We start from the raw sequence: 26,144 nt of genomic DNA on the forward strand, positions 1-26,144 counted from the left end.
CGGACGGATCCTCGCCCGAAAGGTAGGCGACCCGAGCCACGCGAGACGGCTCGACAAGGTGTCCGCCGCCGAAGGATTCGAATTCTCGGAGTCCGCGCTGGGCACGAACGGACTCGGAACGGCGATGGAGGAAAGATCCGCAGTGTTCGTGCGCGGCGCCGAGCACGTCAACGACCGGCTGCAGACCCTCGCCTGCGACGGCGCCCCCATCCACGACCCCCTCTCGCAGCGGGTCATCGGCTCGCTCGCCCTCGCCTCTCCAGTCGGGGCATCCCATCCCGCGATGCTCGCGATCGCGAAGCAGGCCGCTCGCGACCTCCAGGACGCGCTCCTGAACACCGCACCGCCGGAGTTGCAGGCGCTGCTGGCCCGGTTCGCGGACGGCACCGCCCGCCACCGCGTGCTTGCCATCAGTCGAGGAGGCGTGCTCGCCTCGACGGGCGCGTTGCCGATGCTCTCGGCCGAGCGGCACGTGACGCTGTGGGACGAGTTGCAGGCTCACCAGTGGCAGGGGGGTGTCGCGTCCGTCCTGCTCGCGGGTCGGCCGAGCACTGCCCGCCGCATCGTGAATCGGGCAGGCGAGAGCATCTACCTCGTTGAACTGCCCGAGGACGAGCCGACCGCAGCGCCGGAACCCACCCGGCTCTCCCGCCTTGCCGCGCACCTCGACGTGCTCGGTCGCACCAGCGGGTGCATCGCGATCCACGGTCCCCGCGACAGCGGGAAGACGCTTCTCGCCCAGCTCTGGCTGCGCGAACGCGACCGCCACGACCCGGTCGTCATCGACGCCCCGGCATTTCGGGAACCGGGGGCCGTGGCCACGGCGGCGCACGCGCTGAGCACAGGCACGTCGGTGGTCGTCCGCAGCGTCGAGTCTTTGACCGACGCAGACTTCCCGGTCCTGCAGCAATTGGCTGGCGCGGCAGATCCCATCCGGTCCGCCCGGGTCGTGTTCTGTGTCGCAGACGACCCGACTGGCGTCGTCTTCAGTTACCTGGGCCGCCGGGGGCCGCGACTCGACCTCCCAGCGCTGCGCGATGACCCAGACCGTGTCATCGGCCTGGCCGTGAGACTCGCTCAGGAGCACTCGGTGACACTGAGCCCTGCTCTGCTGCAGGCGCTTTCCCGGTGGGACTGGCCTGGTGGCGCCTCGGAGCTGCGGGTTCTGATTGCCGCGATGGTGGCGTACCGCCCCGTCGGCACCATCCTGGACGTCGACCTTCTGTCCGCCGAGATGCGCACACGTGCCCGCCAGCTGCGCGGCATCGCCGCATCCGAGTACCGGGCGATCGATGCGGCGCTGCGGGAAGCGGACGGAAACCGTTCGCGCGCAGCGGAGATCCTCGGTATCGGGCGCACAACGCTGTACCGGAAACTGCGCGCGTACGGTTTCGACGGGCAGAACACCCTGATCTCCTGAAAACAGCGCCCCCGCCTGCCGACCAGGGAGGCCTGGATTCGCAGTTGCGTACTCGGCGCGGCGGAGGCGTTACACGGGGATATCAGGCGGGGGTTCGGATGAGCTTCTTGTTCGCGAACTCGTCCATGCCGTACCGGGCGAGCTCGCGTCCGACGCCGGAGCGCTTCACGCCGCCGAAGGGGAGGTCCGGTGCGCTGCGGCTGGTGCTGTTGATCCACACCATCCCGACCTCCAGTTCGCGGGCGATCTGCGCGGCTGCCAGAGGATCCTGCGTGAAGACGCTGCTGGACAGCCCGAAGGGCGACTCGTTGGCCAGGGCGACCGCGGCCTGCGGGGAGGGCACCCGGTACACGACCGCGGTCGGTCCGAACAGCTCCTCCTCGTAGGCTCGCATCAGCGGGGTGACCCCGGTGAGCACGCTGGGCGGGTAGAAGGCGCCCTCTCGGCGTGCACCGGGGGCGATGTGCAGGGTGGCGCCCTTGGCGACCGCGTCCTCGACGAGCTCCTCGAGCTCATCTCCGGCATCCGCGGACGCCAACGGGCCGAGGAACGTGTCGGGGTCCGTGGGGTCGTCGGGGATGATCTTCGTGATCGCGTCGATGAACTTCCGAGAGAACTCGTCGTAGACGGCATCCACGACAATGAACCGCTTGGATGCCGTGCACGCCTGGCCGCCGTTGGCGATGCGGCCGCGTACGCCGGCTGCCACGGCCGCGTCGACGTCAGCATCCTCCAGGACGATGAACGGGTCCGAGCCGCCCAGCTCAAGGACGACCTTCTTCATATGCCTGCCGGCCACCTCGCCGACAGCCGAGCCCGCCTTCTCGGAGCCGGTCAGCGACACCCCTTGCACGCGCGGGTCGGCGATGATGCCGGCAATCTGGCGGCTGTCTACGAACGCGTTGATGTACGCGTCGGCCGGAAGCCCGGCATCGTGGAGCACGCGTTCGATGGCGAGGGCGGACTGCGGGCAGTTGCGGGCGTGTTTGAGGATGATCGTGTTGCCCAGTGCGAGGTTGGGGGCGACAAACCGGGCCACCTGGTAGTACGGGTAGTTCCACGGCATGATCCCCAACAGCGGCCCGATCGGCTCGGTGCGGACGAGCGCTTCCCCTCCGCCGACGATGTCGAGGGTCTCGTCGGTGAGAAACGCTTCGGCGTGGTCGGCGTAGTACTGGTAGATCGAGGCGACCAGCTCGACTTCCCCGCGGGCCTGCGTGACGGGTTTGCCGACCTCGAGGGTCAGCAGCGCGCTCAGTTCATCGATGCGGTCCCGGTGCAGCTGCGCCGCGCGTGCCAGGATCCCCGTCCGTTCGGCGAGCGGCAGCTCCCGGTACCTGCGGTAGGCCGTGTGCGAGCGGGCGACGATGTCGGCCACGTCCGCATCGCCGATCACGGGGTACTCGGCGACCGTCTGGCCGGTGGCTGGGTTGATGGTCCGGTATGCACCCATCGTGGTCTCCTCGCTTCATTGCTGTCGTGCGGCTCTCGGGCCACGCCCGCCCAGATCGGCGGTCGTCTGGCGCGATACTGCCCACTCAGCCTGTCGCGCCGTGGCCGAGTTCGTCCAATACTGATCCCGGCCCAGATTGATGACGATGGCGCATCAGATGTACGTGGATCGGGTATTGGACGCGCATTGATCGGTGGTGGGAGGCTGGGACGGTGACCACTCTGATACTCCGCGAGGGCGCGGACCGGCTTCACGTCGAACTGAACCGTCCTGACGTGCGAAACGCGATCAACGACGACATGGTCGACGAACTTCACGCGGTATGCACGAGCCTGGAGCGAGAGCCCCGCATCCTGATTCTCACCGGAACCTCCACGCCCGAACGGGGTGTGTTCGCGGCTGGCGCAGACATCCGGCAGCTGCTCGAGCGCGGCCGCGACGAAGCGCTGGCCGGCATCAACTCCGGGCTGTTCACCCGTATCGCGCGGCTGCCTATGCCGGTGATCGCCGCGGTCGACGGGTTCGCGATCGGGGGCGGTGCGGAACTCGCGTACGCGGCCGACATCCGGATCGCGTCCACCCGCGCCGTGTTCGGCAACCCCGAGACGGCGATCGGAATCCTGGCCGCGGCCGGGGCGACCTGGCGGCTCGCCGAGCTGGTGGGGGAGCCGCTGGCCAAGGAGATCCTGTTCACGGGGCGCCGGCTGGACGCCGAGGAGGCGCTGCGGTGTGGGTTGGTGGCCTCGGTGCATGCACCCGACCAGTTGGCGGCTGCGGCGGACACAGTCGCCGATCGGATCGCGGGCCAGGATCCGCTCGCCCTCCGCGTCTCGAAGCGCGTGCTCGCTGCGCCGCGGGACGCCCACCCCCTTGTCGACGAACTCGCGCAGGCGATCCTGTTCGAGTCGGACGCCAAGACGCAGCTGATGACCCGATTCCTCAACCGTTCTCAGGAGACCCGATGATCACTGTTCCCTCCACCGTCGGCGTGATCGGGGGCGGCCGCATGGGCGCCGGTATCGCGCAAGTGTTCGCTCAGGCGGGCGCCCAGGTCACCGTGATCGAACGTGACCCGGCGGCGGCGGGCGCGGCCGCCGCGCGGTTGGCCGATGGGATCCGCAAGGCCGCGGAGCGGGATGCCTCGGTCGACGTCGACGCAATCGCCGGCCGCGTCGCGGCCAGCGCCGACTACGAGGCGCTGCGGAATGCCGAGCTCGTGATCGAAGCTGTCCCAGAGACATTCGCACTCAAGGTCGAGGCGATGCAGAGAGCAGAGGGGATCGTGGAGGAGTCGGCGTGGCTGGCCACGAATACCTCATCGTTGTCGGTGACAAGGCTCGCGGCGCAGCTGGCGAGGCCGGAGCGCGTGTGCGGACTGCACTTCTTCAATCCGGTGCCGCCCTCGTCACTCGTCGAGATCGTGCTGACGCCGTCGACCGACCCGGACCTGCGGCAACGGGCGGAGCAGTGGGTGACATCGCTGGGGAAGACCCCGATCGTCGTCAACGACGCGCCCGGCTTCGCGAGCTCCCGCCTGGGCGCGGCAATCGCGCTGGAAGCGATGCGGATGCTCGAAGAGGGGGTGGCCAGCGCTGAGGACATCGACACGGCGATGGTGCTGGGATACCGTCACGCGACAGGTCCGTTGCGCACCTCCGATCTTGTCGGGCTGGACGTGCGTCTCGGGATCGCCGAATACCTCTATGAGACGCTCGGCGAGCGGTTCGCCCCGCCGCAGATCCTCCGCGACAAGGTCGCGGCCGGGGAGCTGGGACGCAAGACGGGACGCGGCTTCTTCGACTACGCGTGAGTCGTGGCCGGCTGGACGCCCGGCGCGGTCACGCGCTGAGCACGATCCGGCCGGGCACGCCGCCCGCGGCGAGCCGGTCCAGCGCATCCTGCACCGCCGTCGCAGACAACTCCCCGTCGATGATCGGGAGATGCGGGAGCGCGCCGCGCCGCGCGAGCCCGACGAGCTCCTCGAGCTCGCCGAGGGACCCGACGAAGCTTCCGCGGATGGTGATGATCTTCAGAGTGAGCAACGCGGTGGGGATGACCAGCTCTCCGCCGAACAGCCCGACCTGAACCATCGTTCCGCCCTTGCGGAGCGCGGCGAACGCAGCGGGAGCTGTTGTGGAGTTGTTGACGAAGTCCACGATCGCCGCGACCGGCCCACCGGCGCCGGCGACGATGGCGGCGGCAAGGTCTTCCTGGCGGGCGGAGATCGTCGTGGTCGCTCCGAGCTGCCGCGCCAGTTCCAGATTGCGCTCCTGCAGGTCCACCGCGAGGACTGCTTCGTGGCCGAGCGCGCGCAGCGTGGCGATCGCCATCAACCCGACACCGCCGGCGCCTATCACCACGACCGGATCGGACGCGGTGGCCGGAAGGGCCTTGCGCGCGGCACTGTAGGCGGTCAGGCCGGAGCAGGCGAGAGTTGCGGCCCACCGCTCTTCGATCCCGGTGACGTCGAGGAGGTAACGGGGGTGCGGGACGAGGATAAACTCGGCATACCCGCCGTGGCGGGCGACGCCGAGGTTACGGGGCGAGGGGCACAGGTTCTCGTGACCTGCCTGGCATGCGTCGCAGGAGCCGTCGCCGATCCATGGGTAGACAAGGCGATGCTCACCCGGCGAGACCCCGTCGGCGTCGGGGCCGGCCGCTTCGACGACGCCGACGACCTCATGGCCGAGGACAAGCGGGTAGGTGACGCCCCGGTCGATCAGATTCAGACGCCCCCGGCTGCCGAGATCGTAGTACCCCTCACGCAGGTGCATGTCGGTGTGGCACACCCCGGACCGAACCACGCGCAGGAGGATTTCGGTGCCTTCGGGGGTCGGGGTCGGCAATTCCACATCGGTCACCGTGTGATCGTCTTGGAAGATCGCGAATGCGTGCATGGTTGTCCTCGCCGTTGATATACGCACAGTGGACTCCACGCTTCCACTTCGTTCTGATTCTCTCCAATACCAAATGGCAGGCGGATTGATACCTGGCGACCCTTAGCCTCGATCCACCGATGAGCCGTGGGTGTGCCGGGGCGGCATGATCGGGGCGCGGTGACGCGTCGAGGGCAGGGTTGAGTTCCGGGCGTCGCATCCCGGTCGTCCACTTGGTCCTCGGTCGTGCCGCGTTGCGGCGATGGTCAGGTGGTCACCGTTGGCGGTGGCGCGTGCGTGGCTGTGAAGAGCCGGTCGAACGCGGTCTGCCATGGCCAGGCCTCGGGCAGGTGCAGCGTGATTCGGCGCGCGGAGCGCGCCAGCCGTGCGGGGACGTGGATCAGGGTGCGGCGGATCGTCGCGGTCGTTGCTCTCGCGAGCCGTCCCGCTCGGTCGGCGACGAGACCGGCAGCGCGGGTGAGGTTGAATGCGATCACGGCGATGACGAGCCAGGCGCTGTTCGCGGTGAACACCCCGGAGGGCAGGTGCGCGAGCGGCCCCGCTTTGAGGTCGGCGTGGACCTGCTCGATGATCGCGTGACCGCGGTGGGTCTTGTCCGCGGCCACCGTGTCCATCACCTCCTTCGCTGTGGTGGTGAAGAACGCGTGATGCCGGTAGACGTCGAACAGGGTCGGCTGCTCCACCTGTCTCGGGTTCAGATCGGGGATGCGCCGCACCACCAACCGTCCGGCGACCTGTTCCGCCTTCTTCCTCGAGCGGAACGCGGTGAACGGGACCTCGGCGACCTCGGCTTTGGAGATCAGCTGCCCGGTGGTCTCGTCACGGATCGCGTCGGTGTACTCGATCATCTCCCACGCATCATCCGGGATGGTCGCGATCGCGGCCTTCACCGCCGGGTCCATCCTCACGGTCACCGACACGTCGGCGCCCGCCTTGATCGCGGTGCCGACGGTCGCGTGTCCGTAGAACGCGGAGTCCGCCCGCAGCAACGGCCTGGCCCCGGTCGCGGCGCGGGTGCGGCGCAGGGTGGCGAGAGCATCGCCGACGATCCGCGCGGCCCCCTTCGGGGACCCGGTCTTCCCCTGCCGCAACCGCTGGGCCAGGATCACCGGCGCCGACGAGGTGGTCGATGCCGTGGCGAGGAGGGCGTTCAGCCCCCGGACGCCGGAGTACCCGAAACCGGCGCCCTGCTTCTGGTATCCGTGGACCTCGATGATGGTGTCGTCCAGATCCACCATCACCCGCTCGCCATCGCCTGCTCGGAGCAGCGGCGCGTCGACAGCGAGATTCGCGAACACCCGGGAGGCGACGGCGTCGAGCTGGCGGACGTGTCCGAACCGGAACTCCCGCAGGAACGACCCGAGCGTCGACGGCGCATACGTCCGGTCGAACAACCGGCCCATTCCGCCATGGCGGAGCAGGTTCATGTCGTCGATCGAGTCCGCCCCGGCGAGCATGCCCGCGACCAGTGCCATCACCTTCGCACCCGCGTTGGCGCCCTTATCCGTCGGGACGCTCAACCGCTCACGCGCGAGCTCGTCCAACCCCGCGGAACGCGCCAGGCGGAGCATCGGCACCAGCCCCGCGGCCGACACGAGATTCGGATCATCGAACACCGCAGACACTGCGGCGGGGGCGTGCTTGAATTGCATCTACGAGATGCCTCTCCGACCAGACGAACAGAACCCTAAGCAAGCTCTATTCTTCCTGATCAGAGGGGCATTTCTACGTCACGACGCTCGCTCAACGCCCCGTCCATCGGTGGATCGAGGCTTAGTCCTGCGGCGTCGGGAGGACGGATTCGGACAACCGGAGCACGGCGTGCAAGGCACGGTCGTCGCTGTCGCGCAGCCACGCCATCCGCAGCTCGACAGGTGCGACGTCGTCGGTCAGGCGCAGGAAGCGCAAGTGCGGGTCGGCGATGCTGTCGATCACCGAGGACAGGGTCAATGAGCAGCCGATCTCGGCGGAGACGAGGGACATCAGCGTCCACGAGTCCGGTGCGTGCTGGACGACATCGGCGTTGAACCCGGCGGCTCTACTCATCTGTCGCAGCCGCTCCAGCAGCAACGTGCCGGTCTGCGGTTGGAGCGACACGAACGGCTCACCCTCGAACTGCGCGATCGACACGGCACCGGCGTCGGCTAGACGGTGGGTCTCCGGGACGGCGATGACGAGTTCCTCGACAGCGATCACGCGGGTGCGCACGGCGGCGGGAATGTGGTCCCACCTGCCGAGGGCGATGTCGATGTCGCCGCGGGTGAGCAGCTGCATCGCCGGTTGGGCGAAGTGCTGACTGAGCAGCTCGAGGTGGATGCCTGGGTGGTTCTGGTTGACTGCTCGGGCGAGCAATCCGACCATCACGTTGGAGGACGCACCCGCGTACGCCAGACGGACGTGACCGATCTCGCCCGTCCCGGCTGCGCGGGCGACCCTGCTCACCCGGTCCAGCGCGTCCAGGACCTCCTGGGCGGGGGCGACGAGGGCCTCGCCCACCGAGGTCAGCGTTACCTTGCGGGTGCTCCGCTCGAACAGCCGCGCACCCAACTCCCGCTCCAGCTGCTGGATGCCGCGGCTGATCGGCGGCTGCGCCATATGCAGGCGCTCGGCTGCCCGTCCGAAGTGCAGTTCCTCGGCGACGGCGAGGAAGGTGCGCAGCTGCTGCAGATCCATCCAGGGATTATTGCATAATCCGTACCGATGGAAGGTGGATTGGCATACAAGTCTGGATGAGTCGGCCGGGGTCGCGCAGACCCCGGCCGACCGAGATCACTGCGCGGTATAGCCGCCATCCACGACATACTCGGCGCCGGTGACGAAGGAAGCCTCGTCCGAGGCGAGGAAGAGTACGACGTTCGAGACTTCCTCGGGCTGGCCGGGCCGGTCGAGGATCGTCGTGGACAGCACGGCTTTCGTCGACTCCGGCGTCGCCAGCAGCCCCGTGGTCATGGGGGTGGCGATGACACCGGGATGCACAGAGTTCACCCGGATGCCGTACTTGGCCAGGTCCACCGCGCTGGCCTTGGTCAGCAGCCGGACGGCGCCCTTTGACGCCTCGTACGCGGCGGCGCTCGGTGCGCCGATGATGCCGTAGATCGACGAGATGTTCACGATCGATCCCCCGCCTGCGCGGACCAGAGCAGGCACCGCGGCCTTGGTGCCGAGGAAGACACCCTTGGCGTTGATGCGGAAGATGAGGTCCCACTCCTCCTCTGTGGTCTCCTCGACGGGCTTGAGGATGAGCACCCCCGCGTTGTTGACCAGAATGTCGAGCCGGCCGAAACGCTGCTCGGCTTCTGCCACGATCTCGTCCCACCTCGCCGCGATCGCGACATCCTGCTCCAGCCCCACGACCGTCCCGCCGTCACGGTTCGCTTCGGCGACGGTGTGCTCGAGCCCGGCCGAGTCGACGTCGGTGGCGAGGACGCTCGCCCCTTCCTGGGCGAGGCGGCGCACATGTGCGCGCCCCATCCCGTTCGCCGCGCCGGTGACGATCGCGACCTTGCCTGCAAGCCTGCTACCCATGGGTTCTCCTTAGCCTCATTGCTGATCACGCCCAGGCGCGGGCCGCTCCCGGCCCCATCGCCTCGACACCACCAGGGTGGCGTCGAAATGGGGAGCCTCGAGTGTGCCGTTCTGGAACAGCCCTCGTTTCATGAGATTAGAGCATCAATACGTGCCTGATCAGGTATTGGACGGACATAAACGGCTGCTGGGAGTCTGGACGAACACGACGACTGAGGTGTTCCCGATGATGAAGAGCTCGCTCCCGGATGGCCGGACGGTGCAGGACGTGGCCGGTGGTCCTTTCGAGGGTCTCCTGGTCGCGGATTTCGGCCGGGTACTCGCTGGCCCCTACTGCACGATGCTGCTCGCGGACCTCGGGGCGACGGTCATCAAGGTGGAGAGTCCGCTAGGGGACGAGACACGCAGCTACCGGCCACCGGAGTACCGAGGCGAGTCGACCTACTTCCTCTCCATTAACAGGAACAAGCAGTCTGTGGTGCTGGACTTCCGCAACCCCGATGACCTTGTCCTCGCACAGCGTCTCGCGGCCCGAGCCGATGTGGTCACAGAGAACTTCAAACCCGGCGGGCTCCGGCGATTCGGCTTGGACTACGAGTCCGTCAAGCGGGAGAACCCCAGTGTGATCTATGCGTCGATCACCGGCTTCGGTACCGCGGGAGGCGCGGGGCTCGCCGGCTACGACCTGCTCGCACAGGCGCTGTCTGGACTGATGAGCGTGACCGGCGCGCCGAACACGGAAGGGTTCCGCGCGGGCGTCGCGGTGTTCGATGTGATCACCGGGTTGCACACGTGCATCGCGATCACCTCCGCCCTTTACCACCGACAGCGCTCGGGAGAGGGACAGCACGTCGAACTGAACCTGCTGTCCTCCGCATTGTCGGGCATGGTCAACCAGACCGGCGGGTTTCTGCTGAGCGGGCAGTCTCCGACCCGGATGGGCAATGACCACCCCAGTATCTACCCCTACGCACCGTTTCGCACCCATGACGGGGAACTGGTGCTCGCGATCGGCAACGACGCGCAGTTCGCTACGTTCTGCGACGCCATCGGGCTGCCGCAGCTGGCCGCAGACACTCGCTTCGCGTCCAACGCAGACCGCAGCGCGCACCGAGACGCCCTGCGCCCGCTGCTGACAGCGCGGCTGGTCACCAAGACCGCATGGGAGTGGTTCGACATCTTCAGCCCGTTGCAGGTCCCGTGTGCGCCGGTCCTGGATGTCCGTGGAGGCGTCGAGTTCGCTGCGAAGATCGGCCTGGAGCCCAGCGTCGCGGCCGGCACCGGCGACCACGCGGTGCCCACCATTCGCAACCCCATAACGTTCTCCCGCACCCCCGCGAGTTACCGCGCCGCGCCTCCTGCACTCGACCAGGATGGCGAGGCGGTCCGACGGTGGCTGCAAGTCGCGGAAGACGATGAAGACCACGTCGGCGATCGGGTTACCGTCCCGGCGATTCGGAAAGAGGGACGCTGAGAGATGACGATCACGAAGGCGGCACATCCGGTGGATACGGACTTTTATCAGATCGGTGATCTTCTCGGCGACGACGACCGCAATCTCATCACACGTGTGCGCGGATTCGTGGATTCCGAGGTCCTGCCAGTTATCAACGAGTACTGGGAGTTAGCGGACTTCCCTTACCAGATCCTCCCCGCACTGGGCGAGCTGGGAATCGTGGGCACCGCGATCCAGGGCTACGGCTGTCCGGGACTGACCCGACTGCAGACCGGCCTCGTCGCGATGGAACTGTCTCGTGGAGACGGGAGTGTGAACACGCTCAATGCCGTGCACTCGGGACTTGCGATGGGCAGCATCGCGTTGCTCGGCGACGACGAGCAGAAGCAGCGCTGGCTGCCCGAAATGGCAGCCCTCCGCAAGCTCGGCGCGTTCGCGCTGACCGAGCCCGATCACGGCTCCGACTCCGTCGCCCTGGAGACCACTGCCCGCCGCGACGGGAGCGCGTATGTCATAGACGGTGCCAAACGGTGGATCGGGCTCGGACACGTTGCGGACCTCGTCATCATCTGGGCCCGCGACACAGCGGATGCCAAAGTGAAGGCATTCGTGCTCGAGAAAGGCGCTGACGGACAGTATCCCGAGGGGTACTCTGCGGAGGCGATCACCGGGAAGATCGCTAAGCGCGCGATCCAGCAGGCGCACATCGAGATCTCCGGACTGAGGATCCCTGCCGGGAACAAGCTGGCGAAGTCGACCTCATTCCGTGACGTCTCCGCGATCCTCAACCGCACCCGCAGCACCGTCGCGTGGGAGGCGCTCGGGCACGCACTCGCCGCGTACGAGGCGGCAGCGGCCTACGTCCAGGAGCGCGTCCAGTTCGGCAAGCCCATCGCGAGCTACCAGCTGGTGCAGAACAAGCTGGCCAACATGCTCGCCGATCTCACCGCGATGCAGCTGCTCTGCTTCCGCACAGCCACCCTGCAGGATGAAGGCCGACTGACGAACGAACAGGCCTCGCTCGCGAAGATGTTCACCGGCGAGCACGCGCGTGCACTCTGCCGGGATGCCCGTGACCTCCTCGGCGGCAACGGACTCCTTCTGGAGAACCACGTCGCCCGCCACCTCACCGACATGGAAGTCGTCCACACGTATGAGGGAACCGACTTCATCCAGTCGCTCATCATCGGGCGCCAGATCACCGGAATATCGGCGTTCGCCTGACCCTCGGCCGACCACGGAAGGGAGCCCGCCATGACCGCGAGCTTTGTCTACGATGCTGTCCGCACCCCCTTCGGGCGGGCGGGTGGCGCGCTCAGCGGCATCCGGCCCGACGATCTCGCCGCAGTCGTCATGAAGGCGACCGTCGCGCGCATGGGCCTCGACCCCGCGCGCATCGATGACGTGATCTTCGGCGATGCGAACCAAGCAGGAGAGGACAACCGCGACGTCGCCCGTTTCGGGGCGCTGCTGGCAGGCTTCCCCACCAGTGTCACCGGCGTGACCGTCAACCGACTCTGCTCGTCGTCGCTGGAAGCGGTGATCCAGGCCGCCCGCGCTGTCGAGACCGGCGACGCCGGTCTCGTGCTCGCCGGCGGAGTGGAGTCGATGAGCCGGGCGCCGTTCATCGTGGAGAAGTCGCCGAGGCCGTGGCCGGCGGTCGGTAACCAGACACTGTGGAACACCTCCATCGGGTGGCGGATGACCAACCCGAAGCTGCCGAAGCAGTGGACCATCTCCAATGGAGAATCGGCGGAGAAGATCGCCCGAGAGTGGGGAATCTCCCGAGATGCCCAGGACGAGTTCGCCGTGCGCTCTCACCGGCTGGCAGCTAAAGCGTGGGCTGACGGGGTCTACGATGGCGAGATCGTGCACGTGCCAGGGGCCGACCTGGCACGCGACGAGGGCATCCGGGACGACACTTCCGTGGACAAGCTCGCCGGGCTTACTCCGCTGTTCGCGCGCGACGGCGAAGGCACCGTCACCGCCGGCAACTCCTCGCCGATCAACGACGGCGCTTCCGCCGTTCTGATCGCCGCGGAGGGTGCGCTGCCCGGCGAGCCACTCGCGCGGATTGCGGGACGCGGGGCGCATGGCGTCGATCCGCATCTGTTCCCGATCGCGCCGATCGAGGCGGCGAACAAGGCGCTCGCACGCGCCGGCCGGTCCTGGGCCGATGTCGACGTGGTCGAGCTCAACGAGGCGTTCGCTTCACAGTCGCTCGCATGCGTCGCCGGGTGGCCTGAACTTGATCCTGAGCGGGTCAACATCCACGGCGGAGCGCTGGCCATCGGCCATCCGCTGGGCGCTTCGGGGGGCCGCATTCTCGGGCATGCCGCGCATGAGCTTGCGCGACGCGGAGGCGGCGTCGCCGTCGTGGCGATCTGCATCGGCGTGGGTCAAGGCCTCGCCGTCGTGCTGGAACGGTGACAGTGAGACCGCGAGCATCCGTTCGTGGTGGGGTCATTGGCAGTCCCAGAGTCAACCGAAGCTTCAGCATTCCCCTCCGACGTTCTTCCTCGACGGTGAGATGCTCGAGCTCGGCCAGCTGCAGTGACCTCCAGCGCTCTCGCCGCCGTGACAGGCCGCTGACCAGACAGGGTCGGCGCGTCAGAGAGCGGTGTAGGAATCCGCCATTTCCCGTGGAATCCTGAGTCCGGGACCACCGCCAACTAGCGTGGAATCCCTGGGGTTATCCGCCATCTCGAGCGGGAACCTACACGAGGGGAACGACTGATGCTCGGGTATGACGCGTACGTGCACGAGGTCCGCTGCGGGGTCAGCGGGGACGACCTTCGTCGTATCGGCGAGATCGCTTATGAGGGGCGGACGAGATACCTCGGCACGCTCCTGTCGCGCCGCGTTGCGTACGTTCCCTATCGGACCTGGGTCGACAAGCTGTTGAGTGCCTCCGAGGACGGGCGGGTGGAACTGCTCCAGGATGGCGGCTACCCGTATCTCTTTCACGCCCGTGGTGAGGAGATCAAGTCCAACTTCTCAAGCGCTGGCGTGAGTGCCATCGCCGCCCTGTCCAACGACACTTGGTACCTCGTCGAGGCCTGGGATCAGAGTTGATACGGATGCCTATATCTGTTTCCTCTCAACATGGACGACTGCATCCCTAGACGCATCCGTCTTTTGGACATCCTCTTGCTTCGAGGTCATCGATCACGTTCGACCAGTCGACGTTCCGTCTTGTCGTACACGTAGTTCGTGATCTCGCCGGACATGATCATCGTCACCGCTTGGTTGATCACGTCATAGGGGACGACGAACCACTCGGAGGGGTCGTAGTTCCGGCCGTTCTTGTCGATCTGTGTGAGATCCAGCCGTACCTCCGCAAAGACGCGGTGCAGAAGGTGCTCCAGCCACGACGCCTTCACGTTGTATAGCCGGTAGTCGGCCACAACCTTCACGGGGGCCATGAGGTAGGTTGGCGACTTCTCTGCGTTCTTGATGCGTTGCTCGACGCTCGTCGTCGAGAAGCCGATTTTGTGCAGGTCCTTCATGTTCGCAACCAAAGGGTCGCTACTGAGCGACTGGAGAACGTAGATGTGCCCCGTCTCGATGTCGCCATCGAGGATGTCATCAGCTGATGCTCCAGCCCGGACGAGCGCTTGGCCTGCCTGTTCGTGCAATCGGATCGAGAGCGACTGCCGGTACAACGAGGACTCAGTCCCGTTCTCGAAGATCACGCGGAGTCGTTGCTTCTGCTCTGTCTTGCCGCCGACGACCATCGACAGCGATTCGCCGACCTCGGCGACGAAGAGGAGCACGCCATTGAGGGCAAAGAATCGGCCCTCCTGGATGGTGTGCACGCCGTTGAAGGGTGCCAGCGTGATCGTTCCCTCTTTCAGCTCGGAGTGTTTGGTGCGAAACAGGTGCTCGAAGTTCTCGAAGTCCTGCGCTTTCGTGCGCTTCGCCACCGAGTCGGGCGCCTCGGAGCTCCGGCGGACCGGAAGGTCCGAAACATCAAGGACGCCCCCGTCATCGCCCAGCAGGTCGTCAAGGTCATCCCCCTCGAGGAGCTCGTCGATCGATGCCGGCGCTTGCGGCGTTTCGAGCAGACCGAACTCATCCAGATGCTTGACGGCAGCCGCCCGCTCCTCGCTGGCGAGGAAGCCGTCGAGCCTTGCGCCGAGCTTGCGCTCGGCGATCTCGCGGGTGACCGAGCTCGGCACCCGGGCGTAGGCCCGGTAGAAGTCCACGATCTCCAGGAACGCTCGCTCGAGACGATCAGACGAGGTGACCTTCTGAGGCTTCTCTGGCGCATCGAGCAGGCCGTCAACGTCGGCGTCGAGAACCGCCTGGAAGTCGGTCAGGACGAAGTCGACAGGCCCGATGTCCGCATTCGTGCTCATGCGTCGGTCCCCAGCTCCGTCGCGCGCTTCTCGGCCCCGCGCTGCTGCTTGAGCTTCTGCAGGAACAGCAGCGCGGTCGCGAGACGCTTCTCATTCGGGTCCTCGGCGCGCACGTCGGGACGGCGCCCGTTGACCTTCACCCAAGTTTGGATCTTCGGGAACAGCGTCAGCGCCTCTTCCTCGGTGAACTCAATTCGGGTCGCTGCGATCTGGTCTTGAATGATCCTCAGCACCGAAGGCGTGACCGACTTCGACATCACCTCGAATGCTCGCTGGAAAGGGTTCACCGAGTCGATGAGATTGATGCTCAGCTCGTCAATGTTCACGAATTTCTCGGCGAGCTTGATGAAACGCTTGTCGCCGACCTCGCGCACTTCGCCGGTCTTGATCACCGAGTCGACGACCACCTGCTGACGCACCTCCTCGACCTCAGCTTCGGTGAGGTCGGGGTACTTCTCGCGGATGATCTTGGGGATCAGCACCCGGTTGGTCGTCTCAGGGTCGACCGACCCGGCAGCAGCTTTGGCGAAGGTGTCGTCTTGCAGGATCGTCGCCTTCAGGTCGTTCAGGTCGGTCTCGACGATCTGCTTCACTCGCGCGGTCGTTGGCTCCTTGAAGCCCTTGATCTTCAGCTCGCCGGGCTTCTTCGCGTCGTCGCCGTCGAACTTCTTCGTCTTGAACTGGAAGTTCTGGGCCAGCACCTGCTCCATGAGCAGCGACGCGGTGATGGCCTTGAGCATGTTGTTCACCGAGACCTTGACCTCGCCCTGCGAGGCGTCGGGCTCTGCGATGAGGTTCGTGAACTGGGCGTGGGACTTGCCTTCGGAGTCGCGGGTCACCCGGCCGATGATCTGGATGACCTCAGTGAGTGAGGCTCGATACCCGACGGTCAGGGCGTGCTCGGCGAACGGCCAGTCGAAGCCCTCTTTCGCCATCCCGAGGGCGATGATCACATCCACCGCTTCGCGGTCCTTCGATGCCGTGTGCGCCAGGAAGTGGAGGGTGTCGCCGCGCTTCTTCTGGTCGGTGTCGTCGACGAGGTCCGCGACTCGCACGATCTCGCCGGTGTCGCTCCGGCGCACGCTGATGATGCCGGTGTCTTCGTCCTCGTCAACCACCTCGCCGATGGTGTCGAGTATGAAGCCGACCTCCTCCAGCTTGTCCTTCGTGGACTCGCCGGAGTTGACGTTCGGGATGTGCACGATGGTCTTCTTGTCGAGGTCGAGGACCTCGCCGATCGCATCGGTGTACCGGCCCTGATAGAAGTGGTGTCCGATGCCCAGCGAGCGCAGGTACTCGTACCCGTTGAGCTGGTCGTAGTAGTTGAACGTCACCGGCGTGAACTTGGCCTCGTCCTCAGGCGCGAGCACCGGCACCGAGTCGCCGCGAAAGTACGAGCCTGTCATCGCCACGATGTGCGCGTCGGAGCCGTTCATCACGTCGCGTAGCAGCGCGCCTAGGCGCGAGCTTTCGGTGTCGGCGGAGACGTGGTGGAACTCGTCGATCGCCAGCACCGTGCCGTTGAAAGCGTCGGGCGCCAGCCTCTCGAACGCAAACCGCAGCGTCGCATGCGTGCAGACCAGTGTCGCGTCGGAGCCTTCGAGGAACTTGAGGAAAGCGTCGACTTTTCCGGCCGATGACCCGGCGTCGCAGAGGTTGTTCTCGTCCTTGATCTCCCAGTCGGCCCAGAAGCCGTGGTTTGTCAGCGCGGTCGGTGCGAACGACGCGCCGATCGAGCGCTCAGGCACCGCGACGATGACCTTCCTGCGGCCCTGGTTGTAGAGCTTGTCGAGCGCCACGAACATCAACGCGCGCGACTTACCCGAAGCGGGTGGGGCCTTCACCAGCAGGTGCTGGGCGTCGCGCTGCGCGAACACTCGCTGCTGCATCTCACGCATGCCGAGATTGTCGGTGTTCACCGACGCCTTGGTCTGGGCGTAAGTGACGTTGACGATGTTGACGGGCTTCTTGCTCGTGCTCATTTGCGGGTCCCCCTGGTCCTCTTCGCCGGGGCCTTCGCGGCCTCCTCGGCGGTCATGCGCTCGTACATCGCGAACAGGTCGGAGAGTCGCTGCTCGTCGGTCTCGTACGGCTTCTTGGAGTAGATCGAGTCGACCAGCGCGTCGACCTCGGCGTGTGCCTTGCGCAGATCGTCGGGCATCTTGTCGGGATCGTAGAGCTCGGCGAGCGTCCGCTCGCAGTGGTACTCGCGCACATCCAGTACACGCAACGCGGCGAGCTCGAACTTCTCCTTCACTGCGTCTGAGAGCGGCGGCACCGGGAAGTTGTTGTAGACGATCGTGTTGGAGTAGCGGAGTCGAGTTTCCATCTGGCCCGCCACCGCGCGTGTCCACGACATGTGCATTGCCGAAGTCAGCAACGCGAAGACCCAGGGTTCCGCATCGTAAGCCGCATAAGCCTGGTCATTAATGACGTATCCCTCGTCTAGGTAGCCCATTGGAATGTAGGAGCGACGTTCCGATGAGACGCGCGGCACAAAGATCGAATCTGTCGGCTTGTACGCAACCTGCTTGAACCTGTGCGGCCGACTAGCGAAGTCCACCGTGCTCTGTGCTTTGCTTTCGAGTCGCCACGCGGCAACTCTGTCAAGCCTGTCAGCGATGGGCGGAATCGCTCGCGCCGCGCCTACCTCGCGATCCGTGATCCAAAGGCAGTATCGTTCGATGTCGTTGATGTAGTCGGCAGCGCCGACGTACCTCTTCACGAATCGGGCGGCCTCGGGGTACTCGTCAAGAAGTTTGGACCTTTCGTCGGGTTCCAACACGAGGTGGCCGCCGTCAGTCGGTTTTGAACCGAAGGCCATCGGCGGAAGACCTAGCGAGATTGGCTTCATCTGGCGGCCAGCGATAACGCTCGGAGCATCTGCGAGGTAGCCGTTGATGTTGTTTGCAGTAATCTGCAGGCCGCCCGTGAAGATGTACTTCTGCGCATTCGAGTCGTTGCGGAGACTGATCACCGCGACGGTGACGCCGGCATTGCGCTTCGCGTTGTTCTCCCACTTGAACGACGTGTAAGCGAAGCCAATCTCGATACCCATGCTGAAGATCGTGGGGAACATGAGGCTGACGTGCTCGCCCTGCGCGACAGAGTTGGTCGTAACGAAGGCAAGCTGAGCACGGGTCCCAAGTATGTAGTCGGCGCCCTTCACGAACCACAGCGAGATGTAGTCAAGGTTCGCGGAAAACGGCCGCGCTCCGAAGACGTGCTTGAACTCGCTCTTCTGCTCCTTCGTCTGCATGCTGGATCCGACGTACGGCGGATTGCTGATCAGGTAGATCTCGCCACCGTCGTTCGGGCAGACCTCGTTCCAGTCGATGCGCGTCGCGTTGCCGTGCTTTATCTGGCCGGTCTCCTTCAGCGGGATCAGGGGGATCGAGACACCGAACTTGTCGTTGAACTCAGAGTTCATCTGGTGCTTGGCGATCCACAGCGACAGGATCGCGACCTCGACGGCGAAGTCGTCGATCTCAATGCCGAAGAAGTTCTCAATATTGATCTTCGACTCCGCGAACAGCACGCGGTGCTTCTCGTCCAGCTCCGCGAGGCGCTCGAGAATCGCGTGCTCGAGTCGGCGCAGCTCCTTGTACGCGATCACGAGGAAGTTCCCCGAGCCACATGCCGGGTCGAAAACCTTGATCGCACTGATGCGCTCCAGGAGAGCTTCGAGCTTCTTCACCGAGTCGTGGCCGGCATCCAGTTCGTCCTTCAGTGCATCGAGGAACAGCGGCTCGATCGTCTTCAGGATGTTCGGCACCGAGGTGTAGTGCTGGCCGAGGTCGCTGCGCTTGCCGGGAGTGACAATCGCCTGGAACATCGAGCCGAAGATGTCGGGATTGATCTCACGCCAGATGAGTTTGCCTGCGTTGATCAGCTCGTCGCGGGCGACCTTCGTGAACTGAGGTACGACGAACCGGTTGTCCGCTCGGAACAGCCGCCCGTTGACGTAGGGGAATGCCGCAAGGTGGTTCGGCTTCCCTGCAGGACTCTCCGTGTCGAGCGCCAAGAACATGTCGGTGAGGAGCTCAGCGGTGTCTGAACCGTCAGCCAGAGTGTGCGATCCAACGGCGTTCGTGAACTGGTTCTCCGCGAAGATCCCCGTGTCCTCGGCGAAGAAGCAGAACAGCAGCCGCGTGAAGAAGAGGTTCAGCGCGTGTCGGCCGTGCGGCTCCTCAAGCAGGCCGGGGTTGGCGTGGAGCAGCTCGTCGAACAGCTTGCCCATGCGCTCGGCGGCTTTGACGTCGGCGTGTGCCTCTGCGACGTATTGGGCCTTCTCCATGCCAGCCCATGGGAGGAAGAACGTGAAGTGCTGGTTGATCTCGCGGATCGGGAAGCCGATCGTCTCGCCGGTCTGGGTGTCGTGCGCGACGAGCTCGTCGTAGTCGGTGACGACCACGAAGCGCGTGCTGAAGCGCACCACATCGGGAGAGGTCTTCAGCTGCTCGAGCACGGCGAGTGGGTCACTGGTCGTCTCCTTGAAGTAGACGACCTTCTTCTGCGCGACCTCCGTCGCGGGGTCGGCAGCAACATTCAAATCTCCGTTGCGCAGCCGCGTGACACTGCTTTGCGGCTTGCCGTACGCGAGTAGCAGGTCGAAGATGAACTCGCGGTCGTAGCTCTCGCGACCAGCCAACGGCGAGACGCGCTCCTCGACGGCCTTGAGGTTGAGTCTCGCCACGACAACGTCCTGTTCTCACACTGCTTTTCGACGGGCACAACCGCGGAACTGCACACTTCCGGAGCGGGGATCCGGGATACCGGCCCTTGTCTTCGATGTTATCGAGGGGCTCAGACGGGAGCTGATGCGTTGGCCGCCGAGTCCGAACTCCGCGTCGATAGGGTCACAAGTCGTCGAGATTGATCCCGAGCCGCTCCGCCACTTCGGAAAGTGGCGTGCTCGGCCCGGCCGCGGAGCGTTCGCGAACGATGGTCGCGATCTCTTGTTGCTCGCGTTGGAGATCTTCGAGCCAAGCGTCAACGAGGGTCATGGGGATCGGTGCGAACGCGAAGGCATCAACACCGACGTGGAACTGGTGGCCGGTGGGGCCGTTCTCGCGGTCGTGGGTGTGGCCATGCAGCAGAGGGAGCCCGTGGTCGACAGGCCGATGCGCGACGTGGCGATCATCGCCCTGGGTGTCACCTGAGTAGGGGTAGTGGGACGCCACGACTTTGCACCCCGCCCTCGAGCCTGTGATGACTTCGGGAAGGAGGTTCCATCCGGCCTCCTCGTATAGCGGCGTGAACCTCTCGATGGTGCGCTTGGATTGCGTCGCGGGCGAGACTCGGTCGTGGTTGCCGGGAACGAGGAAGCGGTGTCCGCGCAGCTGCACCGTCAGTGGGAGCGATTCACCGATCGGGCCCAGCGCGAGATCGCCTAAGTGCAGGACGACATCGTCGGGGCCGACGGTCTCGTTCCATCGGCGGGTCAGCTCGGCATCCATCTCGTCGACTGTTGCGAATGGACGGCCTGCGAGCTCGATGATGCGCGCATGGCTGAAGTGTGTGTCCGAGGTGACGAAGTCGACCTGGTCGAAGTCGAATGCCGGGTAGTCAGGCATCGTCGAGACTGCCTTCCATGTCGAACGCCCGCAGCAGGATGCGTTCGCCTTCCGTCATGGGCTCGGGCGGGAGCGCGTCCGCCTCACGATGAAGCTGCTGAAGCAGCTCTTTGATCTCATCCCGGTGCTCGTCCCGCCACTCGCGGAGCGCGGGATCGCGAAGGAGGCCCGACTCTTCACTGCCGTCGTATCCGAGAAGGAGTTCTGAGTCGACCACTGCCGCCAAAACCCGGGCGTCGACCGTGCTGTCTGTGCGCAGAATCGCGATACGGGTGGGTGAGTCGAAGCCCGAGACATCCACTCGGTATCGCTGGATGTCGCCATACTCGGTCGGCTCGGTCTTGATGTGTGTCACGGCGACGGAGCGGCCACCGACCTTCACTTCGCGCATGTCCCCTCCTTCAACAGAACCGGCCACTCTGCGCCGCTCTGTCTGCGGCGCCCAGCAGGGCAGGGCCGATGCGCCCTGGCCTGACGACGTCGTCGTGGCCCGGCATGAACGCGATCGTGCCGAGGCGGCTCCAGTAACTGATGAGCCACCGGTGGAGGAGATCGAGCTGCTCGCGGCGCTCGAGGAGAGTCCGACTGGGGTCTTCGATCGCGTCATCCCAGTCGTCGACCTCGAAGACGGCGCCGATCAGTTCTGCGCACGTGGGTCCGGTGCCGTGCGAGTCCCACCACGCGCGAGTCAGTAGGCCGGCTTGGTTCGCCGTCGCGGTACCGCCCGGCTCATCGATTGTTCCGAGGAGCGCACCGAAGTAGGGATCTTCGACCGCGGTCGCGAACGACTCGTAGCGATCTTCACCGACGCTCATGTATGCAGGATGCCATACCGATTAGGCGCAGTGGTGGCCCTCGCTCGTGCCGCCTTGGCTACTTGGATGACTGCTCGGTCGGCCACTGACGCGCGTACGTTCCGGCCGCCAGTGCATCCGCGTCCGCTTCCAGACGCAGGGCGTACTCCCAAGTGGGATGGATCTCACGCTCGTAGATCGCGACTCGGTCGGAAGTCGCCTCGCCAGTTCGCCGGATAAACCCGCCGCGTTTGAGTCGCATCAGCAGAGTGTGCACGGTGCTTGTGGGGAAACCGGTGGCGGCGACCAAGCCGGGCGTCGAGAATCGACCGTCCTCCGAGCGGGCGATCTCGGCCATGAGAGCGAGCATGTGGTTGCTGCCGAAGACGATCTTCGACAGCTCCACGTTCTGCTCAGTCGTCATGACGTCCATTGCCAGATTTTCTCACGGGCACTCTGGTTTCGTCGCGGCGACCCGATTCGAGGTCGACACCGCGAGCGAGGGACCTGTTGTGTATCTCACGTAGGTAATAAGTAGTGAATGCGACATTCACTATAGGGCGAGCAGCGCGGTCCCATCTGCTCGTGTCGGCTTGCAACGCTGGATGGAGCGTGCCACTCTTGCTGTTGGAATACGCGGATCGCGGATTACAACAGCAAGCAAGGGACTGCCGTGAATCACGCACGCTTCACGCTTCGGGCCGACGGCGACCGGCTCGCGGGTGGGCTACTCCGTGATCTCGACGCCCGGGATGTCTTCGCTGCCGAGCCGCGACGAACGTTCCGCTGGCACCGCGGCCAACGTCACTACCCTGGCCGGTACTGGTCGGCGACGACCGGAAGCTTCGTCGGGTACGAGAGCCGGCTGGAACTCGCGGCGCTACTACTCGAGGACTTCGACGAGCGCGTCGTCCGGATCGCGTCCCAGCCGTTCGAGCTGATTGCCGATCGTGACGGTGTGCAGCGAAGCTACGTGCCCGATTACATGATCGAGCACCGCGATCAACGCTTCACGGTTATCGAGGTCAAGCCCAGACGCCGACTCGAGGATCCTGAGATCTCGGGTGCACTCAAGTGGGCGGGTGAGACGATCCGGTCGCGCGGTTGGGGATATCGGATCGTAACCGAACCCGACGTGGCACTCCTCTCCAACATCCGCTTCCTCGCGGGCTACCGACGCGCGTGGCCATTCCCGCGCGCTGCCGTCGAGGCCGTCGCCGCGGCGGCTGCCGAAGCGCGCACGCTCGGCGAGGCATTTCGATCAGCCGGGGCTGCACTCGGCGATGTGCCGTACGGGCGAGCCGTCGTGCTCCACCTGCTCTGGCACTGTTCGATCCGCTGCGACCTGACATCCATCCTCGCCAACGACACCGCCCTGGAGGCTCCGTGAGCAATACCTTCGACATCCGTGTCGGCAGCACCGTCTCGTATGACGGTTGCCTCTGCACCGTCATCGAGATCGCCGGTGACGCCATCGTGCTGGTGGACGGCTCCAAGAAGACCCGGCGCGTACGACTCGTCGAGATACTCCGCGACGCAGTGAACGCGTTCGGCTTGCCAGCCGAGGAAGCCGCTCTCACGCCGCTCGCTCTCATCTGGGCAGACGCGACCGAGGCACAGCGTGACGAGGCGCGCAGGAAGGCGGAACACGTTCGCGAGATGCGCACGGGGTTCGTGTCGGGGATGCCGACGCTGGCACAGCCGCACGAGCCTCGACCGGAGTACAACCCGAAGCGCACCACCATCCATGAGCGCCGCCGCACCAAGGCCGCAGAGCTCGGCGTCAGCCCCAAGACGCTGAAGCGCTGGGACACTCGCTTCGACGAAGGCGAGGATCTCGCGCTCCTCGACTTCAGGAAGACGTCGTGGACGCCGGCGCTCTCCGGCCTCGACCCGCGCTGGGTCGACATGTGCCGACGAGTCGTCGAGGAGAACGTGCGCGGCGCCAAACGAAGCGTCACGACCACGCTCGCGATCGTGCTGGCGAGGGTCAAACGCGAGTACCCGGACGGTGACGTGCGGATTCCATCGGAGTCCACCGCTCGTGACGCTGTCTCCGAGCTCACTCGCGGGAAGGGCACGTTCGGCGCCAGCATGCGCGCGCAACGATCCATCGAGACGCGACCGCCCGTGCCATACGGAAGATTGGTCGCCACGCGGCCCGGTGAGTACGTCGTCCTCGACACGACTCCGCTCAACGTCTTCGGCGTCGCGCCTGTCACCGGCAAGTGGATGCGCGCAGAACTTACCGTCGCCCTGGACCTGTACGACAGATCCATCCTCGGGCTCCGCCTCGCCCCCGTCTCGACCAAGGCGGTCGACGTCGCGGGCGTGCTCATGGAGGCTCTCGCGCCACGGGAGTTGCCGGCGGAGTGGGGTGACAGAGCTTCCTGGCCGTTCCACGGGGTGCCGGAGAACATCGTCGTCGACGTCGAGAATCTCAAAGCGCTGCGGTTCCGCCGCCCCGGCATCCTTCCCGAGACGATCATCATCGATCACGGCAAGCCGTTCATGTCCATCCACGTCGCGAGCGTATGCCAGCGCCTCGGGATCTCCATTCAGCCGGCGCACGTCTACACCGGCACCGACAAGGCGTGGGTCGAGCGCTGGTTCCGAACCATCGATGAGATGCTCCAGGAGTTGCCCGGCTACAAGGGCAAGGACATCGCGTCCCGCGGCGAGGCGCCCGAGAGCGAGGCGGTCTACACGATCCCGCAGCTCGAGCAGATCATCCGCGAGTGGATCGCCACCGTCTACCACCTCCGCCCGCACAAGGGGCTCGTCGACTCGCAGCTCCCCGCGGCGAAGATGAGCCCCGCGCAGAAGTTCGAGCAGGGCGTCGCCGTCGCCGGCCGCATCCGCGTGCCGGCGAACCCCAACCTGCTGCTCGAGATGCTCCCGGTCGTCAAGCGTAAGTTCAACCACTACGGCGTCGAGGTCGGCACGCTTCGCTACAACGGCGACATCGTGGGGAAGTACTACGACCGGTCGCGCGCGATGGCGAAGGGCAAGCGCAAGTGGCAGTTCTCCGTCAACCCTGACGACTTCTCGCAGATCTACTTCAACGACCCCGACGACAACTCCTGGCACGTGCTGCGGTGGGAGCACGCGCCGAAAGTGCCGGTTCCGTTCAGCCTTGACGCCCTCGAGTACGCGAAGGGGATCGCGCTCGACCGCCGCAACGGCGTGAACGTGTCCGAAGCGCTCGGCCAGCTCCTCGAACGATGGGGCGCGGGCCGTGCGAGCACGCCGGCGGAGAAGCGCATCAGCGCCCGGCTCGCCGCTCAACTGGCCGAGACAAGCGACGGGCCCGACAGCCCGTTCTTCCCGCACATCGCGAAGCAGATCGCGCAACAAGTCGCCGGTCCGGATCTGAGCGACGAGCTGGGACTGGTGCCCATAGCGCAGCCCACCGTGAGCGAGAAGCACGATCCGCTCGCGCTCAGCGCCACGGAGCTCGTAGGCGAGGACCTCGATGACTTCGACCTCCTGGAGGACCTGTGATCCTTCCCCTCGAACGCGACCAACTGCTCTCACGGTGGGAGGGGTGGAGAGACTTCGCCGAAGCGCCTCCGCTTGAGAAGCCCGAGCGGCTGTCCATGAAGCAGCTCGACGAACTCGGCGAGGATGCACGGATCGAGTACGACTACCACCGCGAGCGATACCACGCGAACTTCCTGGTGAAGACGCCACAGGTCGAGAGGCTGAACGTTCGCCTGTGGGATCTGCTCGACGCGAACCAGCAGGGGCCGTCACGGGTGAAGGGTGCTGCGGTCGTCGACTCGCCTCCTGGCCTGGGAAAGACGACCGCCGTGGATGCGTTCGGGCGCGCGTTCCACAAGCGGCAGATCATTCGCCACGGCACCGCCTTCGATGACGGGCAGACGATCCACATCCCTGTCTGCCGAGTGGCGTTCACCGGTAACACCACCACGCGCGCTCTCAACGAAGCGATCCTGAACTTCTACAACCACCCGTCCGCCGACGCGTCGAAGAGTCGGTATCTCCGCAACCGCAACCTGGCAGCGCTTGCGGCCGAATCGGTGCGCCGTCACGGGACGCGGCTGATCATCGTCGACGACGTGCACTTCCTGAAGATCCATACGGACGAAGGTGTCGCGCTGGCCAACGAGCTGAAGTGGCTCGCCAACGAATACCCCGCGACGTTCCTGTTCACGGGCGTCAACATGAGCGACACGGGCCTGCTCAGCGAGAGCAAGACCGACCGGAAGCTGGCGATGTCGCAGATCGCACGTCGCTGGACACGATTGACGCTCCCGCCATTCGAGCATCCCGTCGGTGAGCACCGAAAGCCATGGGTATCGATCCTCGGCACCATCGAATCCCACCTTGTGCTCGCCAACGCCCGACCTCGCATGCTCCGTGAGCAGGCCGACTACCTCTACGAGCGATCGACCGGCATGATCGGATCGCTCTTCAAACTCATCACCCTCGGCGCAGTCCACGCGATGCGAGACGGCACGGAAGCCCTCACACGAGAGCTCCTCGACGAGATCGACATCGACGTTGCAGCCGAAGACGCCCGAGAGGTCGTCGCGAAGGAACTCGAGCAGAAGAAGCTCAGCGCGACGAAGCGGAAGAAACCGGACGCCGCAGCATGACGTCGGCAGGCGGTCACCATCGTCGCGGTCAGGAGGAATC

22 protein-coding genes are annotated in these 26,144 nt (G+C 65.6%); 10 read left to right on the forward strand and 12 right to left on the reverse strand.

Annotation, left to right across the window (positions count from 1 at the left end; genetic code table 11):
• Positions 1-1,420 (forward strand): helix-turn-helix domain-containing protein (locus B4F19_RS07770; RefSeq protein ID WP_292733879.1); only part of this gene is annotated, 1,420 nt, incomplete at its 5' end.
• A gap of 82 nt (positions 1,421-1,502) precedes the next feature.
• Here the strand turns inward: B4F19_RS07770 and B4F19_RS07775 are convergent.
• On the reverse strand, positions 1,503-2,873 hold the full coding sequence (locus tag B4F19_RS07775) for an NAD-dependent succinate-semialdehyde dehydrogenase (RefSeq protein WP_273206760.1): 1,371 nt from the start codon (positions 2,871-2,873) through the stop codon (positions 1,503-1,505).
• 212 nt (positions 2,874-3,085) lie between these two features.
• Here B4F19_RS07775 and B4F19_RS07780 point away from each other — a divergent pair, with 212 nt between their 5' ends.
• Positions 3,086-3,838 carry an enoyl-CoA hydratase/isomerase family protein gene (locus B4F19_RS07780; RefSeq protein WP_234001595.1) on the forward strand — a complete coding sequence of 251 codons (753 nt, stop codon included), beginning with the start codon at positions 3,086-3,088 and terminating at the stop codon, positions 3,836-3,838.
• Entirely contained in the window at positions 3,835-4,683 is an 849-nt protein-coding gene (locus B4F19_RS07785; RefSeq protein WP_005054991.1) for a 3-hydroxyacyl-CoA dehydrogenase family protein, read from the forward strand. The genes B4F19_RS07780 and B4F19_RS07785 overlap by 4 nt, the downstream gene beginning before the upstream one ends.
• A gap of 28 nt (positions 4,684-4,711) precedes the next feature.
• On the opposite strand, the gene B4F19_RS07790 is transcribed toward B4F19_RS07785, so the two are convergent.
• The 4 genes from B4F19_RS07790 to B4F19_RS07805 all read right to left on the reverse strand — a co-directional run bounded on the left by B4F19_RS07790 (position 4,712) and on the right by B4F19_RS07805 (position 9,295).
• Positions 4,712-5,770 (reverse strand): alcohol dehydrogenase, encoded by a 1,059-nt coding sequence (locus B4F19_RS07790; protein WP_135950167.1) that lies wholly within the window; start codon positions 5,768-5,770, stop codon positions 4,712-4,714.
• 245 nt (positions 5,771-6,015) lie between these two features.
• Positions 6,016-7,422, reverse strand: a complete 1,407-nt coding sequence (locus B4F19_RS07795; RefSeq protein ID WP_135950160.1) for an IS1380 family transposase — start codon at positions 7,420-7,422, stop codon at positions 6,016-6,018.
• A gap of 121 nt (positions 7,423-7,543) precedes the next feature.
• Positions 7,544-8,443 (reverse strand): LysR family transcriptional regulator, encoded by a 900-nt coding sequence (locus B4F19_RS07800; RefSeq protein ID WP_135950159.1) that lies wholly within the window; start codon positions 8,441-8,443, stop codon positions 7,544-7,546.
• 96 nt (positions 8,444-8,539) lie between these two features.
• Complete coding sequence (locus B4F19_RS07805; protein ID WP_135950158.1) at positions 8,540-9,295, reverse strand: SDR family NAD(P)-dependent oxidoreductase; 756 nt, start codon at positions 9,293-9,295, stop codon at positions 8,540-8,542.
• A gap of 151 nt (positions 9,296-9,446) precedes the next feature.
• Here B4F19_RS07805 and B4F19_RS07810 point away from each other — a divergent pair, with 151 nt between their 5' ends.
• From B4F19_RS07810 to B4F19_RS07825, 4 genes are all read left to right on the forward strand, one after another.
• Positions 9,447-10,769, forward strand: coding sequence for a CaiB/BaiF CoA transferase family protein (locus B4F19_RS07810; protein ID WP_228179441.1), 1,323 nt, complete (start codon positions 9,447-9,449; stop codon positions 10,767-10,769).
• A 3-nt stretch (positions 10,770-10,772) separates the two neighbouring features.
• On the forward strand, positions 10,773-11,975 hold the full coding sequence (locus B4F19_RS07815; RefSeq protein WP_292733890.1) for an acyl-CoA dehydrogenase family protein: 1,203 nt from the start codon (positions 10,773-10,775) through the stop codon (positions 11,973-11,975).
• A 30-nt stretch (positions 11,976-12,005) separates the two neighbouring features.
• A complete protein-coding gene (locus tag B4F19_RS07820; protein ID WP_005055005.1) occupies positions 12,006-13,181 on the forward strand; it encodes a thiolase family protein in 1,176 nt (391 codons plus the stop codon).
• A 306-nt stretch (positions 13,182-13,487) separates the two neighbouring features.
• Complete coding sequence (locus tag B4F19_RS07825; protein WP_292733893.1) at positions 13,488-13,826, forward strand: hypothetical protein; 339 nt, start codon at positions 13,488-13,490, stop codon at positions 13,824-13,826.
• An 86-nt stretch (positions 13,827-13,912) separates the two neighbouring features.
• Here the strand turns inward: B4F19_RS07825 and B4F19_RS07830 are convergent, their stop codons facing one another.
• The 7 genes from B4F19_RS07830 to B4F19_RS07860 form a co-directional block, all read right to left on the reverse strand.
• Complete coding sequence (locus tag B4F19_RS07830) at positions 13,913-15,112, reverse strand: GIY-YIG nuclease family protein (RefSeq protein WP_292733895.1); 1,200 nt, start codon at positions 15,110-15,112, stop codon at positions 13,913-13,915.
• Positions 15,109-17,094, reverse strand: a complete 1,986-nt coding sequence (locus B4F19_RS07835; protein WP_292733898.1) for a DEAD/DEAH box helicase — start codon at positions 17,092-17,094, stop codon at positions 15,109-15,111. The genes B4F19_RS07830 and B4F19_RS07835 overlap by 4 nt, the downstream gene beginning before the upstream one ends.
• Complete coding sequence (locus B4F19_RS07840; RefSeq protein WP_292733901.1) at positions 17,091-19,808, reverse strand: DNA methyltransferase; 2,718 nt, start codon at positions 19,806-19,808, stop codon at positions 17,091-17,093. Before B4F19_RS07840 ends, B4F19_RS07835 begins: the two co-directional genes overlap by 4 nt.
• Positions 19,809-19,971: 163 nt before the next feature.
• On the reverse strand, positions 19,972-20,688 hold the full coding sequence (locus tag B4F19_RS07845) for a metallophosphoesterase (RefSeq protein ID WP_292733904.1): 717 nt from the start codon (positions 20,686-20,688) through the stop codon (positions 19,972-19,974).
• Positions 20,681-21,079, reverse strand: coding sequence for a hypothetical protein (locus B4F19_RS07850; protein WP_292733907.1), 399 nt, complete (start codon positions 21,077-21,079; stop codon positions 20,681-20,683). Before B4F19_RS07850 ends, B4F19_RS07845 begins: the two co-directional genes overlap by 8 nt.
• A 10-nt stretch (positions 21,080-21,089) precedes the next feature.
• Positions 21,090-21,503: a hypothetical protein gene (locus B4F19_RS07855; RefSeq protein ID WP_292733910.1), complete on the reverse strand. Its 414-nt coding sequence runs from the start codon at positions 21,501-21,503 to the stop codon at positions 21,090-21,092.
• Between the two features lie 58 nt (positions 21,504-21,561).
• Complete coding sequence (locus tag B4F19_RS07860; protein ID WP_292733913.1) at positions 21,562-21,906, reverse strand: hypothetical protein; 345 nt, start codon at positions 21,904-21,906, stop codon at positions 21,562-21,564.
• Positions 21,907-22,155: 249 nt separating this feature from the next.
• Here B4F19_RS07860 and B4F19_RS07865 point away from each other — a divergent pair, with 249 nt between their 5' ends.
• Genes B4F19_RS07865 through B4F19_RS07875 form a run of 3 tightly spaced genes read left to right on the forward strand, consistent with a single transcriptional unit; the run spans position 22,156 to position 26,104 of the window.
• Positions 22,156-22,872 (forward strand): TnsA-like heteromeric transposase endonuclease subunit, encoded by a 717-nt coding sequence (locus tag B4F19_RS07865; RefSeq protein ID WP_292733916.1) that lies wholly within the window; start codon positions 22,156-22,158, stop codon positions 22,870-22,872.
• Positions 22,869-24,986 carry a hypothetical protein gene (locus tag B4F19_RS07870; protein ID WP_292733919.1) on the forward strand — a complete coding sequence of 706 codons (2,118 nt, stop codon included), beginning with the start codon at positions 22,869-22,871 and terminating at the stop codon, positions 24,984-24,986. Before B4F19_RS07865 ends, B4F19_RS07870 begins: the two co-directional genes overlap by 4 nt.
• Positions 24,983-26,104 carry an ATP-binding protein gene (locus B4F19_RS07875; protein ID WP_292733922.1) on the forward strand — a complete coding sequence of 374 codons (1,122 nt, stop codon included), beginning with the start codon at positions 24,983-24,985 and terminating at the stop codon, positions 26,102-26,104. Before B4F19_RS07870 ends, B4F19_RS07875 begins: the two co-directional genes overlap by 4 nt.
• The last annotated feature ends 40 nt before the right edge of the window (positions 26,105-26,144 follow it).

Origin of the sequence: Microbacterium sp. UBA1097 (genome assembly GCF_002313585.1) — a bacterium.
Lineage (GTDB): Bacteria > Actinomycetota > Actinomycetes > Actinomycetales > Microbacteriaceae > Microbacterium.

Excerpts from the sequence above, each read along its gene's own strand:
- B4F19_RS07850 (WP_292733907.1), bottom strand. The coding sequence starts at position 21,079 with ATGCGCGAAGTGAAGGTCGGTGGCCGCTCCGTCGCCGTGACACACATC.
- B4F19_RS07790 (WP_135950167.1), bottom strand. The coding sequence starts at position 5,770 with ATGCACGCATTCGCGATCTTCCAAGACGATCACACGGTGACCGATGTG.
- B4F19_RS07775 (WP_273206760.1), bottom strand. The coding sequence starts at position 2,873 with ATGGGTGCATACCGGACCATCAACCCAGCCACCGGCCAGACGGTCGCC.
- B4F19_RS07805 (WP_135950158.1), bottom strand. The coding sequence starts at position 9,295 with ATGGGTAGCAGGCTTGCAGGCAAGGTCGCGATCGTCACCGGCGCGGCG.
- B4F19_RS07855 (WP_292733910.1), bottom strand. The coding sequence starts at position 21,503 with ATGAGCGTCGGTGAAGATCGCTACGAGTCGTTCGCGACCGCGGTCGAA.
- B4F19_RS07785 (WP_005054991.1), top strand. The coding sequence starts at position 3,835 with ATGATCACTGTTCCCTCCACCGTCGGCGTGATCGGGGGCGGCCGCATG.
- B4F19_RS07795 (WP_135950160.1), bottom strand. The coding sequence starts at position 7,422 with ATGCAATTCAAGCACGCCCCCGCCGCAGTGTCTGCGGTGTTCGATGAT.
- B4F19_RS07860 (WP_292733913.1), bottom strand. The coding sequence starts at position 21,906 with ATGACGACTGAGCAGAACGTGGAGCTGTCGAAGATCGTCTTCGGCAGC.
- B4F19_RS07825 (WP_292733893.1), top strand. The coding sequence starts at position 13,488 with ATGCTCGGGTATGACGCGTACGTGCACGAGGTCCGCTGCGGGGTCAGC.
- B4F19_RS07830 (WP_292733895.1), bottom strand. The coding sequence starts at position 15,112 with ATGAGCACGAATGCGGACATCGGGCCTGTCGACTTCGTCCTGACCGAC.
- B4F19_RS07835 (WP_292733898.1), bottom strand. The coding sequence starts at position 17,094 with ATGAGCACGAGCAAGAAGCCCGTCAACATCGTCAACGTCACTTACGCC.
- B4F19_RS07815 (WP_292733890.1), top strand. The coding sequence starts at position 10,773 with ATGACGATCACGAAGGCGGCACATCCGGTGGATACGGACTTTTATCAG.
- B4F19_RS07820 (WP_005055005.1), top strand. The coding sequence starts at position 12,006 with ATGACCGCGAGCTTTGTCTACGATGCTGTCCGCACCCCCTTCGGGCGG.
- B4F19_RS07845 (WP_292733904.1), bottom strand. The coding sequence starts at position 20,688 with ATGCCTGACTACCCGGCATTCGACTTCGACCAGGTCGACTTCGTCACC.
- B4F19_RS07800 (WP_135950159.1), bottom strand. The coding sequence starts at position 8,443 with ATGGATCTGCAGCAGCTGCGCACCTTCCTCGCCGTCGCCGAGGAACTG.